We start from the raw sequence: 15,247 nt of genomic DNA, 5'->3' as shown, positions 1-15,247 counted from the left end.
TGTCTCCCAGTCCCTTGAAAAGTCCCTTTAAAATCCCTTCAAAAATCCCTTTAATTCTCTCTTACAGCCCTTTAAAAGTCCCTTTAAAATCCCTTTAAAGCTCTCTTACAGCCCTTTAAATTCTCTCTTACAGTCCTTAAAAATTCCTCCAATAGCTCCTCTTTTACCACTCTAATATCTTTTTCTGCGGCAGACCTCTCTACTCTGTTATTTGCCTGGTTTTTGCATACACAAAGCAGTCATAATACTCCTGCCCTATCCTGTGGATCTTTTTTGCTATGCCTTCTTTTTCGTATCCGCATTTCACTGCAATCTTCTCGCTTGCAGTGTTCCTTACATCCATCAGGATAGTTATTCTCTGCAGTTTCAGTTCGTCAAAACCGATTTTCTCAAGCTGTCTTACAGCTTCGGTTGCAATGCCCATACCCTGGTAAGCCTTATCCACAAAATAGCCGATTTCCCCTGTCCACGGCCTGTGCTGGTCAATCCTGATCCCGCAGCCTCCCACAAGTTTTTCTTCCAAAAGGATTGAATAGTTATGCTCAAAATTAGTTTTCCGTTTCGCTTCGTTAAGCTTCAGGAACCTTTTTTCGTCCTCAAGGGTTTTTATGGGGACTTCTATAAACTGGTAGTCCAGATGAGTGAATATTTCAAAAAAGCGTTCTGCGTCAAAAATCTCCTGAGGGCGAATTTTTACTTGAAGCATGATGGAAAATTGAGCTTCCTTCCTGAATAAAGCTTTTGACACCTTTCCAATTTTTTAGCCGGGGCTCTGTTAAACCCCTGGGAGCCCTGTTAAACCCCTGGGGGACTCTGTTAAACTTCTGGAGGCCCGGTTAAACTCCTGCCTCGTTATTTTACCTTTTTACTGCTTCCATCCGGACCAGCTAACGTGCCGAAAAATAAGATATAAGTAACACCTTTGATTAAATATAGAACTGTGCAAGCCGATATAACATCCAGGATTAGAAAGGACCTCAGCGAAAACGCTGATGAGAAAACCAAAAATAGCTCTTCCCGTTTTTTTAAAGAGGAAGTAAAGTGTCTTGGAGTAAAGACTTCTATTGTCGGAAAAATAGCAAAAGACTATTTTAAGGAGATGCAGAAGTCAGGCAAGGCGGATAAAAAGAACGTGTTCTCCCTTGCTGAAGAGTTCCTGAAATCAGACTACTGCGAGGAAGCCTATATTGCCTTCGACTGGGCATACCAGGTAAGAGAGCAGTACACAGAAGACGACTTCCCTGTTTTTGAGCACTGGATAGAAAATTACGTTAACAACTGGGCAAAATGCGATACCCTCTGCAACCACGCGGTTGGCTCTTTTATAGAAGAATTCCCTGAATTTGTTGATAACCTCAAGACATGGGCGAAGTCTGACAACCGCTGGTTCAGGCGGGCAGCAGCCGTAACCCTTGTCCTGCCTGCAAGAAAAGGCCTTTTTCTTCCCGAAGTCTTTGCGATCGCAAACATACTCCTGACAGATAAAGACGACCTGGTCAGGAAAGGCTACGGCTGGATGCTGAAAGAAGCCAGCAAGCCCCACCAGCAGGAAGTCTTCGAATACGTCATGAGAAACAAAAAAGAAATGCCCAGGACCTCCCTGAGGTACGCTATCGAAAAATTCCCTCCTGACCTCCGGGCTGAAGCTATGAAAAAATGAAAAAAAAATAAAAAAGGAAACAATAAAATCTTAACAACCCTGTGAAGGGAGATATTGCAGCGTTTTAAAGAAAGGGTTAAATGGTTGAATTTTTGATGGCTGAAAACTGAACTTAGGGTATTTTAGCTTACGGCAGGTATAGTTTACAGCAGGTCACTGTTTTAAAGGAAGTTAAGGGAGCAGGAGTTTTTCCGATGCAGTATCCCCATAGAGCATCTTGAGCCCCTTTCTCCCCCGTGTTCCCTAGTTTTTATTCCCATATATTTTTGCCAGCAGTCTTGTCTGCGGGCGGATCCAACTGTGAAAGCTTTGTCTGTCTGCCAATTAAATGAATGTCTTCACAAGTATTTTTTTCTTTTTACCCAGACATGATAAATATTTATCACTGTCTAATTTTTAGTAAGAACATTGAGCCTTTATTTGAATTTTCTTTGCCTTCTCCGATGGCGAGGTATGGATGAGATTATCTGTTTCAAAGTATTGAGTAAAATGTGAAAATTTAGTAAGTTTGAAGGGAGGAGTAGGAAGGAAGGTAAAAGAAGGAAGGTAAAAGAAGGAAGGTAAAAGAAGGAAGGTAAGAAAGAAGGAAGGTAAGAAAGAAGGTAAAGGCGATAGCTCTGTCTTAAGCTCCTCAAGCTTTTCGGTTAATTTCTCTACTCTTCAGGCAGTTAAATGGAAGCAATTCTTCCTGCATCAGTTATTATGTATCCGCTGTCCCCGTCTGCGATATATCCCATCGATTTGAGTTCCCTGAGATGGTTGTAAGTCATCCCTTTAGAAATCCCGGCGGTCGCTGCAATTTTGGTGACAGATGAGTTCCCTTTCTGGATCTCTTCGAGTATCAGTTTCTTGGTTTCCGATAGGTTGAAGCTCAGGACCGGAAAATCAATCATCATGCTGTCTTCTTCGGTGACGTAAACAACTCTCTGAACCATATCATTTCTTGCATATGCCCCGAAAAGCGCCCCAAAAGCCTGCGGCTTTCTGCCTCCAGATACATTTACAATGACCTGGTTGCCTCTATCGTGTTCCTTTTCAATCAGTTCAGCAACGTCTTTTGCTACGCGGACTGTGTCATAAAGGGCAGTGTATTTCTTCTCAACTTCAAGCGCGTTTTTGAACGTTTTTTCGATTATATCTTCAGATTGCACTTTCTTATCATTTGCCCCTTCTTCGGAGAGTAGTATAATTTTTGAAGGAGAGAGGCGCGTTACGCAGATAATAACAGGCTCAAGAGAATAGATTGTAGAGATAAGTGTAAGCTTTGACATTAGAGGATTAGTATTGTTTAATTTAGTTATATGTTTTACTACGTTATATATCGTTAATAGATCTAATAGGTCAACTTTATACTTAATAATTAGGTAAGTATATATTACATGTATACAATAACATAATGATACCTCAAAAAATGCAATTAATTAATAAAGCAGGTGGATTTGAGAACGTTAATTCAATTTATAATATACTTTCTATATATGAGGTAATGATTTTTCTTCAATGAATATGGTGTAGACTCATGAATGAAAATTTATACCTAATACATTATAAGCCACTAAACTTAAATAATAATTTTAAAATTTATTCTGGCTCAGTGAGGCAATACTTTGTAGACACATATCAACATCCATTATTTCACAATCATTATCCCAACGGGAAATCAATTTACAGAAGTAAAGGAGCTGCTTTTCAATTTAAGGTAATAAATAATGAGGTTTTTATTTTAGCTTTGGATGAGGGTGCTGATTTTGCTCAGTCTTTTCAGTGGCCTCATACAATCGATATGCCATTAGGTAAGAACCAATTTGTGGTAAAACTTGAACTGTTTTCAAAAACAAAAAAACAGTCGAGTTTTCAAAAATCGGAATCAAAATATTATAGGAACGTATCTCCTTATATTGCACTCAATCAAAAAAATCAAAAGGAGTATTTGTCCTTTTCCGATATAGAAAAAAGAGCAGCTATTGAAAAAGGACTTATAAATCATATACTTACCGCTGCAAAGTGGTGTGGAGTAACTGTCTCACATAAATTAGAAATAAATCTTATTCTGATGCGGGAAGGGATTCCAATCAAAATAAAAGATGATCTCAGTTTTGTTCCTTTTGATGTAATGTTTGAATGCAATACTGAAATCCCTGATTATATCGGAATTGGAAAGTTTGTGTCTAGAGGTTATGGAACAGTGATCCAATATGGATGATATGGAGTTAGTATTTGAAAGAACCTGCAACTATTGGATTGACGTGGGAATTGTCGGTTTTTATGATTCTTTAAATAAGCCTGTTTCGCTTCCCGATTCAACTGGTGGTTGGTCACAAACTATAAAAAAATATTCTGGAATAGAGGCAACTCTTTACCCAGATAAACTTGTAATTAAAGGAAGTGAAAAGCAGATCGATCTGGCTCTTTCACATGCCCTCGAAAAAGTAAGAACTACACTTTACGATGTATCGTCTGAAGATCAAATAGCAAACCCAGTAGAAGATGGAAGAGTCAAAAAACAGAGCACGCTTGCTGGTGAAGTAGTTGCATCTGGAAAAGGAAAACAGGCCTCCGGCAATACATATTTTAGGGAGGAAATTAATGAAGAAATAGGTAAAAAGAATATTTTTTTACCTCTCAAACCAAAAAAAATACCTACTTCAAACTGTATCTTTTGTGGTCAGTTGATTGACACAGGACTTTTCTTGGGTAAAAATGCCAATGATGTATTTATAGGGGATACCTCAAAGTCTTCTCCTTTTGTAGAAGGAGAAAGTTCTAATAAATGTTTTCATTCATCACATAAAGTTTCAGAAAAATGTTGGAAATGTGGATATGTTACATTTTTCGCTCCATTATTATTGTTTTATAAAAGTAATGTTAGTGGGGGCAAAGGGGATACCTATTATGCATTACCTTATATCCCAGGAAATCTTCAAGCAACGTATAAACTATACCGTAATCTCTCTGGTAAAAGAGGTTTAGCGCGTGTTTTAGGAACAGATCATAAGAATATGAATTACGAAAGCTTTTTCCCTTCTGTTCCTAAGGGAATCTCGTCTTTTTCTTTATCTTTTTACTTTGATCTTTACGAAAAACTGTTGCCAAAAAATGTAGGCGGGCTTTTTCAGTCGTCTAAAAATATTGGTTTAATAGATGATTATGGTACTGTGTTCCAAACAGCACTATTTTTAAAGAGGGACTCTGGAAAAAAAAGTTTCATTATAAGCGAGACAACGATCGATAAATCTGCTTATTTTATAAAATTGTTTGCACATATTAAAAAAGAGTTTGAGTTAACAAAAGGTGGAGACTTATTAAGTGGAGTGCGTTCATTTATTGGGAAGGCAGACTCAAAATCAAACTATCTTCAAAAAACTTCAGTTTTAAAGGCTTCCCATGCAATTACGGAAGGGAAACACGTTCACAGGTTTTTACTACCACTTCTCTCTTCAAATTTGAAAACAGGTAATGCAGATTCTTACAGTGCTTTTCAGATTTTAATGTTGTTCCAGAAATATGATCAGTGGTTATTTCTAAAGGAGAACGTAACTATGGCAAATATAGTTGAACAAGCAAAGAATTCAGGCTGGTTTTTGAGTCAAGATTTTTGGGCGAAAAAAGAATGGGATGATGATGAAAAAGAAAATCTTCTCAAAAGATATTACTATCGCATAGAAAGGTCTCCATCTCCGGTTGGTTTTCTAGAGCAGGTGAGACACGCTTACAAAAAAGTATCTAAAGAGATTCCTAAGGAAATGATCTTTCATAAAGAAGATGGTACCGAAGATATCAAAGTTTTTGAAGTTTACAGAGTTTACTTCCTTGCAGGCATGTTAAATGGCTTGATTAGTGGTACAAAAAGGGATGCAATAAATCAAGCAGGTGAAAGTGACGGGGAGGTTGTAACCAATGGCAACTGATGAAATGAATAATGATGAAACGAGAATCTCAAAGGGGTTAGCAATAACCTATCTTGTACACCTAAGCATAGCTTCACCTAGTGGAGGCAGAAGTGAAATTGAGAACCTGAATGTTATAAAAAAAATAAGAGAAGGATATCTTGATTATCCTTATGCTTCTGCTCAAGCTATGAAAAGATCCTTAAAAGATACTCTAAAGGGTTTAGGACATACTGTTTCTCCAATAATAGATTCCGCACCTGCAAGAACTGTAGGAGATCCTGTGAAATATATCGACGATGACTTGTTTGGATATATGAATGCTGGCAGTAAGAAAACAGGAAATACTGATATAGATAAGCTAAATGGAATTCGCAAATCTGTAGTTTCAATGACGCCTTTGTTATCCTTGAGTGAATTTGAGGATAATATTGATTTTGGTTCTAATATGGTAGGATTGAGAGCGGGAGGTAATCCAATGCCTTATGAGACCGAAGTTCACAGAGGATGGTATAGAATTAGTCTCTATGTTGAACTTGACCGGATCGGTAAAGGAGACGGATTCCTTAAGGATAAAATAAAAGTTGCAGAAATTAAAAACATTAAAGATTTACCCGAAGTAAATGAAAAGTATGATTTTGTTGAAATAAATGGAAAAGGTGAAAAATGTAACTTGTGGAAATACGAATACAATGAGTTAAATAATGAGGAAAAATATAATAGAGCCAAAGCTCTCGTTGATGCTATTCGTTTTCTTGCTCCTTCTGGACGTAATAGTAACTGGCTCATTGATCTCACCCCAAAACTTATGGTTGCTGCTTACGTTAAAGGTGCAAAAACTCCCTTTTTAGAATCTAATCTTTTAGATGAGTCACAAAGTGATAGAAATCAAATCAATGTTGAAGCAATTGAAAGTGTAAAAGAAACTTTTTCTGATGGTATCCAAAATCTAGTTGTAGGGTATAGAAAAGACTTGATAGAAGAACCTATAGAAAAATATGATGATATAAATATTTTGTCCATGAAAGAAGCATTTGATACTATTGATGGTTGGCTCAAGTTGCATTTTGGGACAGATCAGGAGCAAAATCCTAGCAATAAAAATGAAAATATGGATCCTGTTAAGGAGTAAATATGTATTTATTGCATATAGAATTGAGCGGGTTAACGGCTAGTTTTCGAGTGCCTCATATGTATAAATACCATCGCTCACTTCCTCTTCCTTCATATACTACAATAGTTGGTATATTTGGAGCTGCGATCGGAAAGGATATGCAAACCTCTCAGGAATTATTTAAGCATTTTAACTTAAAAGTAGGTGTAGCGGGAGCCAGCAAAAGTCGGTACAATGACACCTGGCGAGTGTTAACAACTAAAAATTCTGAAAGAGATGTGGTAGAAAGGGAGATTCTCTTTAAGCCTAGATACCACATCATTTTTTACGGCGAGGAAAAAATCATTCGGTTCTGTGAAAAATATTTTAAAACCCCTGTTTATCCAATCTCTCTCGGCAGACCTGAGGATCTAGCCAATGTAGTTGTCCATGATGCTATTGAACAGGAACCCGAAGAATTGAAGGTTTTGTGTAACACTGTAATTTCTGGAACGCCTACAATATATGTTGAAGATACCTTATTTGATGTCGAAGACCCAACGGATCTAGGGCCTTGTACTTTGCTTTATCGATTACCTGTGAATTTCAAATTCAAAGACGGATTTTCTTATGAACGAAAAGCAGACAATTATAGAGATTTTACTTTTATAGGAAATCGTGAAGTAAAAATAAAAAATTATGTCCAGGGTTTTCAAGTAGCCATTGAAAATGAAAGTAACGATAAAATTAGTTTTTTCAGTAGTGGATCTTTAAATATTCCCTTATTGGAGATTTGAGCATGGTTTATTTTGGAAAGCCGAACCAATGTTACACATGTCACGTTGAAGCTGTATACAAATCCTGGAAGAAATCATATGATAAAAGGAAGGAAGTTATCGAGTTACTGTGTGAAAGATATGGGTATTCTCCTGAAAGATTCAAAATCGCTTCTCTATTAACAGTAGCCTTCCATGATGCTGGAAAAACCTCATTGACTTTCCAGAAAACAATGGCTGAATTAAATTATAAAAAAAATAATTTTAATGTCTTTTGTGATACGTGCAATAATGAAATAAGTTTACCAAACTCCGACTATCAAGCTGAACCATATCGGCATGAAATTATAAGCTCCATAGCTACATCTTATTTTTCCTCTCTTTTTGACGAGTCAGTTGGGAAATTGGGAACCGAAAACAATTTTTCATATGAATTTTTTGCCGTAGTTGGACACCATAAACCGGTAAATCCCGATGTCTTTAGGAGAGAATTTGATAGATTATACGATGATCCAAATGAGATGAAAAGAGTCGGTTATGGAATTAACGAATGGAATTATGTTATGGAAGTGGCCAAATCCATATTTGAAAAAGAAGGCATTGAGTTACCTGAAGTGGAGTGGCAAGATATATTCAAAAATGGAATGAGCATAATAGGAAACGTAAAAGATAGGATCGATACTTTGCCACTTGTAGTTCAGGATATATTATCCGAAGAAGGAGATACATCAATTATTGGGCAAATTAGAGAAACATTCTCTTTATTAAAAAGCTTGTTAGTCGCCTCTGATTGGGAAGGTTCATACTGGATAACTTCTCCTGAAAATGAAATTCATAATACTATTAACTTGTCAACAGATGATTTTTGGGAGAGAGTTAAAACTGAAGTTAAAAAGCAGCCAGATGTGATATTCAAAGTAAAAGACTTCCAGAGAGAATTAGCTGATATCTCAGGTCACGGAATAGCAATTGCTCCGACTGGTTCCGGAAAAACAGAGGGAGCAATTGCTTGGGCTTTAAAAAATAAGAGTTTAAATGGGAAAATTTTGTACGTACTTCCAAATCAGGTTTTGACTAATAGTATATATGAAAGAATGGTCAAATATTTTGGAGAAGAAAATGTTGGCTTGCTTCACAGTAGCGCATTCTTGTACCAAATACTAAACCGAACCGATAATTACGAATCTGAACAATTTGATAAAAATGAATTAACCCCTACAGATAAGGAAAAATATTCTCATCTTCTTAACCGCATGATGTTTAGACCTATTATGGTCACAACAGTAGACCAATTACTTGCGTTGGCATTTAATGGAAATAAGCGATGGTCTGTGTTGATGGGAGAAATTTTTGGTGGGGCAATAATCTTTGATGAAGTTCATGCCTACGATGGACACATGCTAGCACTTTTGGAAAGAATTACTCGAGAACTTCGGTACTACTCAAAAATGCTTTTTATGAGTGCTACTATGCCTGAAAATTTGATCTATTTTATTTCAAAGCTTCTTGGTACAGAAAAAAATATACGGGTACAAGATACAACTCTTTTAGATGAATCAAGAAATATTTTCCATGTGAACACTATTTCAAAACTGCTGCCCGAAAATGAAAAACAAACGGAATTATTAATGAAAAATATTGAAAATTTTGTTGAAAATAATAAGAGAGTTTTAATTGTATGTAATACGGTAAAAACAGCTCAACAGATTTATGAAATGCTAAAAACAAAGGACTACTTTGAAAATAAAAACATAATGTGCTTCCATTCTCGTTTTATCTCCCACGATAGAAGAGAAAAAGAAAAGAAACTGGAAAAAGATAAGTCCAAAGACAAAAAAGAGCAGTCTTGGCCACATATACTTGTTGCAACTCAGGTTGTTGAATGTGGTGTGGATTTAGATTATGATGTTCTCCTTACAGATGGTGCTCCTTTAGAGGCTATAATACAAAGAGCTGGAAGAGTTAATCGTGAAAGAAGTAAAGAAAAAGGAGAAATTTACGTGTTTCAGCAAGATGAAGCCTCTGAGAACTTTTATCCTCCTGAGATTACAAAAAAAGCACTCAATATTTTGCAAGATCAAGTATCTTTAAATCCAGCGCTCACTGAAAAAGATCTAAATCACATGATTGAAAACATATATAAAGGAAGAAAATTTGACGATGATCTAAGATATCTAAACACGAGGCAGGTTCTAGAAGAAGTTATGTATGACATAGGAGCAATCCAAGATCTGCCTGAAACGGACCTTCATACGCGTTTTGTAACGTATAAAACTGTCGAAGTTGTTCCTGAAGACTGTTGGACTAAAATAAATAACAAAAACCAATTTGTGATAATGGAACATCTTTTGAAGATGCCTTTATGGGCGTATCTACATGCAAAAAGTGATAAGAGCAATGATAAATGGAAGGTAATGAAAATGAATTATAACTCTGAAATAGGAGGAACATTTGAAGAAAACATCAAAAATAAATTAGGAAAAGGATATGATACACTCTTCTGTTAATTTATTTAGACATTTGACTCAATATACTTTCCATAATTTTTGAAAAATCCAGATCTCGCGGTTTTGGAACGGTGAAAAGATGCAGCTTGTAATCAACACACGAGGCTCATTTTTGAAGAAGCAGAACAACTGTTTCCTTGTTAAAAATGATGACAAAGTTTTCGAGGTTTCTGAAAAGAAAGTTGATAGTATTTTGATTACTACTTCTGCAACTATTACCACCGATGCGATCAAATTTGCTGTGGAAAGTAATATTGATATTATTTTTCTGGACAATTTCGGGAACCCTTACGGCAGGGTATGGCACTCGAAATTGGGGAGCACAACATACATCAGAAGAAGGCAGCTTGAAATTTCGGACAAGCCTGAAGGATTTCGGCTGGCAAAAAGCTGGGTTGAGCAGAAGATTGAAAACCAGGTACAATTTCTGAAAGACCTTAAAAAGAACAGACCTGATCAGAAGGATGAATTTGATGACTATATCTCTGGAATTGAAGGTTTGAAATCCCAGCTTGAAGAACTTGAAGGAACTCTTGATGAGTTGCGTGGAAAAATAATGGGAATAGAAGGTATGGTTTCAAGGACTTATTTTGAGGCTTTGAGCTCTCTTATGCCTGATAAATGGAAATTTAATGGAAGAAGTAGAAATCCTGCTCAAGATGAATTTAATTGTCTTTTGAATTATGGATATGGAGTTTTGTATTCCAAAGTAGAAAAGGCCTGCATTATAGCTGGACTTGATCCTTATGTAGGTTTCAATCATACCGATGACTATAATAAAAAATCTCTTGTTTTCGACCTTATTGAGATGTATCGCATTTATATTGACAGGACAGTTTTCCATCTTTTTTCAAAAAAACAGGTTTCAGAGAGTTTCTTTGATAAGATCCCCAATGGAATGACTCTCAATAAAGAAGGAAAAGCTTTCCTTATCCAGGCTATCAATGAAACTTTTGATAAGGATCTAACTTACCGTGGCAGAAACATAAAAATTGGAAATACAATCCAATTTGACTGCCATAGAATTGCGAACAGCCTGATAGGGAAATAAAATTGTATGAGCTGATGAGTTGGTAAATTAATTTTGGTTTAATGCAAGAAATAGGGATGTTGGGATGCTTGTCTGGGTAATATACGATATTACAGAAAATAGAATCCGTCAAAAAGTCAGCGACTGTTGTAAGAGTTATGGGCTTTACAGGGTTCAGAAAAGCGTTTTTCTGGGCGACCTTAATACAAACGATAGAGACTCTCTGGCTCTAGAATGTGAAGAACTGATTGATATAGATAAAGATTCTGTGTACATCTTCCCGATGGATGAACAATCTTTCAAAAAAGTTCATCTTATCGGTCAGGCTTTTGATAAGGAACTTGTCAGTGACGAAGTGTTAACGAAATTCTTTTGAGATTTTTTTGAGGAATCATGGCAAACTTTGAGGTCATTGAAAGAGAAGAAGGAGTTGAATCAGACTCTGAAGTCAGCAGTGAAATGAATTATGAAATCGGTACTGATACAGATACTGAAACAATAATCACAATTTCAGATGTGCTTGAATATTTGTTTTGTTCTCGCTTCATTTATTATATGTACTGTCTTGATATCCCACAGCATCAGGAGAAACGCTTTAAGGTTCTAAAGGGGCGTGAAGTCCATGAAACAAGAAAACTTACCAATAGAGATTACGTCAGGAAGAAACTGAATTGTATTAGAAAAGAAAGCGAAATATTCATTGCCTCTAAAAAATACCATATAAAAGGGATTGTGGACGAGGTTCTATTTCTGGAAGACGGAACCGCTGCCCCTCTTGAATATAAATTTGCCGAATACAAAGATAAGCTTTTTAAGACTTACAAGTTTCAAATGGTTTTGCAAGCACTTTTAATTAGAGAAAATTACAATATTGAAGTAAACCGTGCATATATTTGTTATACTCGAAGCAATAGTCTAGTCAAAGAGATTGAGATCAGCCTTTCTGATTTCAAAAAAGCAGAGAAAATAATCGAGGAAATTCTCGATATCGTTCAAAAAGGCTTATATCCCAAGACAGCCAGATCTTCTAGAAAATGCGTAGATTGCTGTTACCGGAATATCTGCGTATGAGAAGTTTTTCTTGTATTTATAAAGGGTTTGATAATTTTCCAGTAAGAATTTTAACCCCAAAAAAGGGCTCATTTCAGGTCTTTTCTGGCCAAATAACGGAAATTTTTGCCCTATTCGCGAGCAAGATCCACTAAAACAAGGATTGAAACATCCCAAAGCCCGGAAAAAGCTTATCTGGGCTTCAATTCGCGAGCAAGATCCACTAAAACAAGGATTGAAACATCGCCTGGCTGACGAGGTATATTCCTCGGAACTCAACGGATTCGCGAGCAAGATCCACTAAAACAAGGATTGAAACATCATTATCAAATCCAATTGCATTTCTGTTTAACAATATTCGCGAGCAAGATCCACTAAAACAAGGATTGAAACAATATGAACATGCTGGAAGTCACAATCTTTCAGAATTCGCGAGCAAGATCCACTAAAACAAGGATTGAAACCTGTAATGAACGGAGAGCAAATAATACACACAAAATTCGCGAGCAAGATCCACTAAAACAAGGATTGAAACCTCTTTAGTTAGCATGGTTAAGCCTCTTCTGTGTCATTCGCGAGCAAGATCCACTAAAACAAGGATTGAAACCTCCGTCTACCCTGGCAACTAGAGAGTGCCTAAATATTCGCGAGCAAGATCCACTAAAACAAGGATTGAAACAGTAGTTCATAGTTTACGTTGTCTTCAGTCATTTTTATTCGCGAGCAAGATCCACTAAAACAAGGATTGAAACAGTTAAGCCATGTTCTAAAGACTATATGCACAGAATTCGCGAGCAAGATCCACTAAAACAAGGATTGAAACAGAAGCTCTTAGAAGATCCCCGAGAAGATCCCCGATTCGCGAGCAAGATCCACTAAAACAAGGATTGAAACTGTCATGGCACTCTGTGATGTAGATTACGTTAGAGATTCGCGAGCAAGATCCACTAAAACAAGGATTGAAACTGAATAGCGACTATAGGAATTAATTTCATTAGTGATTCGCGAGCAAGATCCACTAAAACAAGGATTGAAACCCTATCTGTAAATTTTATCACTCCTGCAGGTGATGTCATTCGCGAGCAAGATCCACTAAAACAAGGATTGAAACAAAAATACACAGCTGGATACATGGAGCACGTTAAAATTCGCGAGCAAGATCCACTAAAACAAGGATTGAAACAAAAAAAGTCAAGTAGATATAAAAGGGAAAATCAAAAATTCGCGAGCAAGATCCACTAAAACAAGGATTGAAACAGGAATAACAATGTTTAACCTCAAAGACTTTAAGATTCGCGAGCAAGATCCACTAAAACAAGGATTGAAACTTTCAAGAGGCGGCGGAATGAGAATTTAATCATATTCGCGAGCAAGATCCACTAAAACAAGGATTGAAACTTTCAAAATCGGCAGTAATCTCGAAGGAATCAGCATTCGCGAGCAAGATCCACTAAAACAAGGATTGAAACAAAATGGATCTGGAATACTTACTATTTCACTCCTGACGATTCGCGAGCAAGATCCACTAAAACAAGGATTGAAACCAATGTCGTCGTCAAAAATCCGGTTCTCATTTTCTATTCGCGAGCAAGATCCACTAAAACAAGGATTGAAACAAAAGAAGTTAATTATTTTACGTAGCATGTTTTCGCTCCTTTATTCGCGAGCAAGATCCACTAAAACAAGGATTGAAACAAAATGATGGAGCTATAGATTCATCTGAAAAAAATACATTCGCGAGCAAGATCCACTAAAACAAGGATTGAAACTTCATGAGTGCCAGGTAATTTCCACTTCTCAAGATCATTCGCGAGCAAGATCCACTAAAACAAGGATTGAAACAAAATTGTTATGTTTATCAGATTTCAGATATCTGGATTCGCGAGCAAGATCCACTAAAACAAGGATTGAAACCTCTATGAATACCCAGCTTCCAAGAGGTCTGTAAGGATTCGCGAGCAAGATCCACTAAAACAAGGATTGAAACAAGTCTATTATGGGGAGGGCTCCATCTGATGCCTGGATTCGCGAGCAAGATCCACTAAAACAAGGATTGAAACCTGCGGGGCTCTTGTATCCAGCTCATGCAAAGCATTCGCGAGCAAGATCCACTAAAACAAGGATTGAAACATAAGTACTTGTGTAGGAAGTTTAGAAGTGGAAAGATTCGCGAGCAAGATCCACTAAAACAAGGATTGAAACTAAATAATATCATGCTTGAGGAAGGTCATAGTGATTGATTCGCGAGCAAGATCCACTAAAACAAGGATTGAAACATTCTGTATCCTAGATACCATGTCAGTAACCCATATTCGCGAGCAAGATCCACTAAAACAAGGATTGAAACATAGATTTAATGGATCTAATAATAGTACAGTATTCGAATTCGCGAGCAAGATCCACTAAAACAAGGATTGAAACAAAAATCCATTAAATCTGTTATTTCCATCATACCAACATTCGCGAGCAAGATCCACTAAAACAAGGATTGAAACATACTCAGGAATGCCGCTAATCATCAGCATTTCAAATTCGCGAGCAAGATCCACTAAAACAAGGATTGAAACCTGCAGGACTTCTTTATCCGGCTCATGCAAAACTTATTCGCGAGCAAGATCCACTAAAACAAGGATTGAAACCAAATACTGTAGAGAGTAATAATCCAACCGTACTCAATTCGCGAGCAAGATCCACTAAAACAAGGATTGAAACCTGGAGGGGAATTGAAAATATCTATGGGAACTGTATTCGCGAGCAAGATCCACTAAAACAAGGATTGAAACATAAATTGGATACTGGCAGTTAAGGGAGTTTATCGAATTCGCGAGCAAGATCCACTAAAACAAGGATTGAAACAAAACCCGCCTTGAAGGTCCAGATCAGGTAAATCTTTATTCGCGAGCAAGATCCACTAAAACAAGGATTGAAACTGGCAGTCCTTGTATTCATTGCAGGCGGCTTATCCGATTCGCGAGCAAGATCCACTAAAACAAGGATTGAAACTTTTCATAGGATTGAATATTTTCGGGTTCATTATAGTTATTCGCGAGCAAGATCCACTAAAACAAGGATTGAAACTGAGAGTTTCGATTGTGATAAACTCAGGGTTCCCATTCGCGAGCAAGATCCACTAAAACAAGGATTGAAACTTCAGAAACGCATAGCCTTAAAATAAATATGAGAAAATTCGCGAGCAAGATCCACTAAAACAAGGATTGAAACCTGCATATGCTGTGCAGCACGA

Annotated in this window: 11 protein-coding genes and 1 CRISPR repeat array; of the genes, 9 read left to right on the top strand and 2 right to left on the bottom strand. The window is 36.9% G+C overall.

What is annotated here, in order from left to right:
• Positions 1-199: 199 nt before the first annotated feature.
• Positions 200-706 carry a GNAT family N-acetyltransferase gene (locus M886_RS00055; RefSeq protein WP_011032518.1) on the bottom strand — a complete coding sequence of 169 codons (507 nt, stop codon included), beginning with the start codon at positions 704-706 and terminating at the stop codon, positions 200-202.
• A 234-nt stretch (positions 707-940) separates the two neighbouring features.
• Here M886_RS00055 and M886_RS00050 point away from each other — a divergent pair, with 234 nt between their 5' ends.
• Entirely contained in the window at positions 941-1,660 is a 720-nt protein-coding gene (locus tag M886_RS00050; RefSeq protein WP_048050430.1) for a DNA alkylation repair protein, read from the top strand.
• Positions 1,661-2,328: 668 nt separating this feature from the next.
• On the opposite strand, the gene csa3 is transcribed toward M886_RS00050, so the two are convergent.
• On the bottom strand, positions 2,329-2,931 hold the full coding sequence (gene csa3 / locus M886_RS00045) for a CRISPR-associated CARF protein Csa3 (protein WP_011032516.1): 603 nt from the start codon (positions 2,929-2,931) through the stop codon (positions 2,329-2,331).
• Between the two features lie 248 nt (positions 2,932-3,179).
• On the opposite strand from csa3, the gene M886_RS00040 reads away from it, so the two are divergent.
• From M886_RS00040 to cas4, 8 genes are all read left to right on the top strand, one after another.
• On the top strand, positions 3,180-3,863 hold the full coding sequence (locus M886_RS00040) for a CRISPR-associated endonuclease Cas6 (RefSeq protein WP_048047739.1): 684 nt from the start codon (positions 3,180-3,182) through the stop codon (positions 3,861-3,863).
• On the top strand, positions 3,856-5,568 hold the full coding sequence (locus M886_RS00035) for a hypothetical protein (protein WP_048047738.1): 1,713 nt from the start codon (positions 3,856-3,858) through the stop codon (positions 5,566-5,568). Before M886_RS00040 ends, M886_RS00035 begins: the two co-directional genes overlap by 8 nt.
• Positions 5,558-6,679, top strand: coding sequence for a type I-B CRISPR-associated protein Cas7/Cst2/DevR (cas7i, locus tag M886_RS00030; protein ID WP_048047737.1), 1,122 nt, complete (start codon positions 5,558-5,560; stop codon positions 6,677-6,679). The genes M886_RS00035 and cas7i overlap by 11 nt, the downstream gene beginning before the upstream one ends.
• Before the next feature lie 11 nt (positions 6,680-6,690).
• Positions 6,691-7,437 carry a CRISPR-associated protein Cas5 gene (gene cas5 / locus M886_RS00025; RefSeq protein ID WP_196296845.1) on the top strand — a complete coding sequence of 249 codons (747 nt, stop codon included), beginning with the start codon at positions 6,691-6,693 and terminating at the stop codon, positions 7,435-7,437.
• A gap of 2 nt (positions 7,438-7,439) precedes the next feature.
• Positions 7,440-9,923: a CRISPR-associated helicase Cas3' gene (gene cas3 / locus M886_RS00020; protein WP_048047735.1), complete on the top strand. Its 2,484-nt coding sequence runs from the start codon at positions 7,440-7,442 to the stop codon at positions 9,921-9,923.
• A gap of 79 nt (positions 9,924-10,002) precedes the next feature.
• The gene (gene cas1, locus M886_RS00015; protein ID WP_048047734.1) at positions 10,003-10,974 is read left to right on the top strand and encodes a CRISPR-associated endonuclease Cas1; all 972 of its coding nucleotides are present in this window, start codon (positions 10,003-10,005) and stop codon (positions 10,972-10,974) included.
• 64 nt (positions 10,975-11,038) lie between these two features.
• Positions 11,039-11,329, top strand: a complete 291-nt coding sequence (cas2, locus tag M886_RS00010; RefSeq protein WP_048047733.1) for a CRISPR-associated endonuclease Cas2 — start codon at positions 11,039-11,041, stop codon at positions 11,327-11,329.
• 17 nt (positions 11,330-11,346) lie between these two features.
• Complete coding sequence (gene cas4 / locus M886_RS00005; RefSeq protein ID WP_080925742.1) at positions 11,347-12,024, top strand: CRISPR-associated protein Cas4; 678 nt, start codon at positions 11,347-11,349, stop codon at positions 12,022-12,024.
• Positions 12,025-12,136: 112 nt separating this feature from the next.
• Positions 12,137-15,225: a CRISPR direct-repeat array (repeat unit 37 nt; unit sequence ATTCGCGAGCAAGATCCACTAAAACAAGGATTGAAAC).
• Positions 15,226-15,247: the final 22 nt, after the last annotated feature.

It is taken from the genome of Methanosarcina soligelidi (assembly GCF_000744315.1).
GTDB classification, from domain to species: Archaea; Halobacteriota; Methanosarcinia; order Methanosarcinales; family Methanosarcinaceae; genus Methanosarcina; species Methanosarcina mazei.
The sequence above is the reverse complement of the archived record's forward strand: the minus strand, read 5'-3'. Positions and strand labels throughout refer to the sequence as shown.

Coding starts and splice junctions, on each gene's coding strand:
- cas3 (WP_048047735.1), top strand. CDS start 7,440: ATGGTTTATTTTGGAAAGCCGAACCAATGTTACACATGTCACGTTGAA.
- cas4 (WP_080925742.1), top strand. CDS start 11,347: ATGGCAAACTTTGAGGTCATTGAAAGAGAAGAAGGAGTTGAATCAGAC.
- M886_RS00055 (WP_011032518.1), bottom strand. CDS start 706: ATGCTTCAAGTAAAAATTCGCCCTCAGGAGATTTTTGACGCAGAACGC.
- M886_RS00040 (WP_048047739.1), top strand. CDS start 3,180: ATGAATGAAAATTTATACCTAATACATTATAAGCCACTAAACTTAAAT.
- M886_RS00035 (WP_048047738.1), top strand. CDS start 3,856: ATGGATGATATGGAGTTAGTATTTGAAAGAACCTGCAACTATTGGATT.
- cas2 (WP_048047733.1), top strand. CDS start 11,039: ATGCTTGTCTGGGTAATATACGATATTACAGAAAATAGAATCCGTCAA.
- cas1 (WP_048047734.1), top strand. CDS start 10,003: ATGCAGCTTGTAATCAACACACGAGGCTCATTTTTGAAGAAGCAGAAC.
- cas7i (WP_048047737.1), top strand. CDS start 5,558: ATGGCAACTGATGAAATGAATAATGATGAAACGAGAATCTCAAAGGGG.
- csa3 (WP_011032516.1), bottom strand. CDS start 2,931: ATGTCAAAGCTTACACTTATCTCTACAATCTATTCTCTTGAGCCTGTT.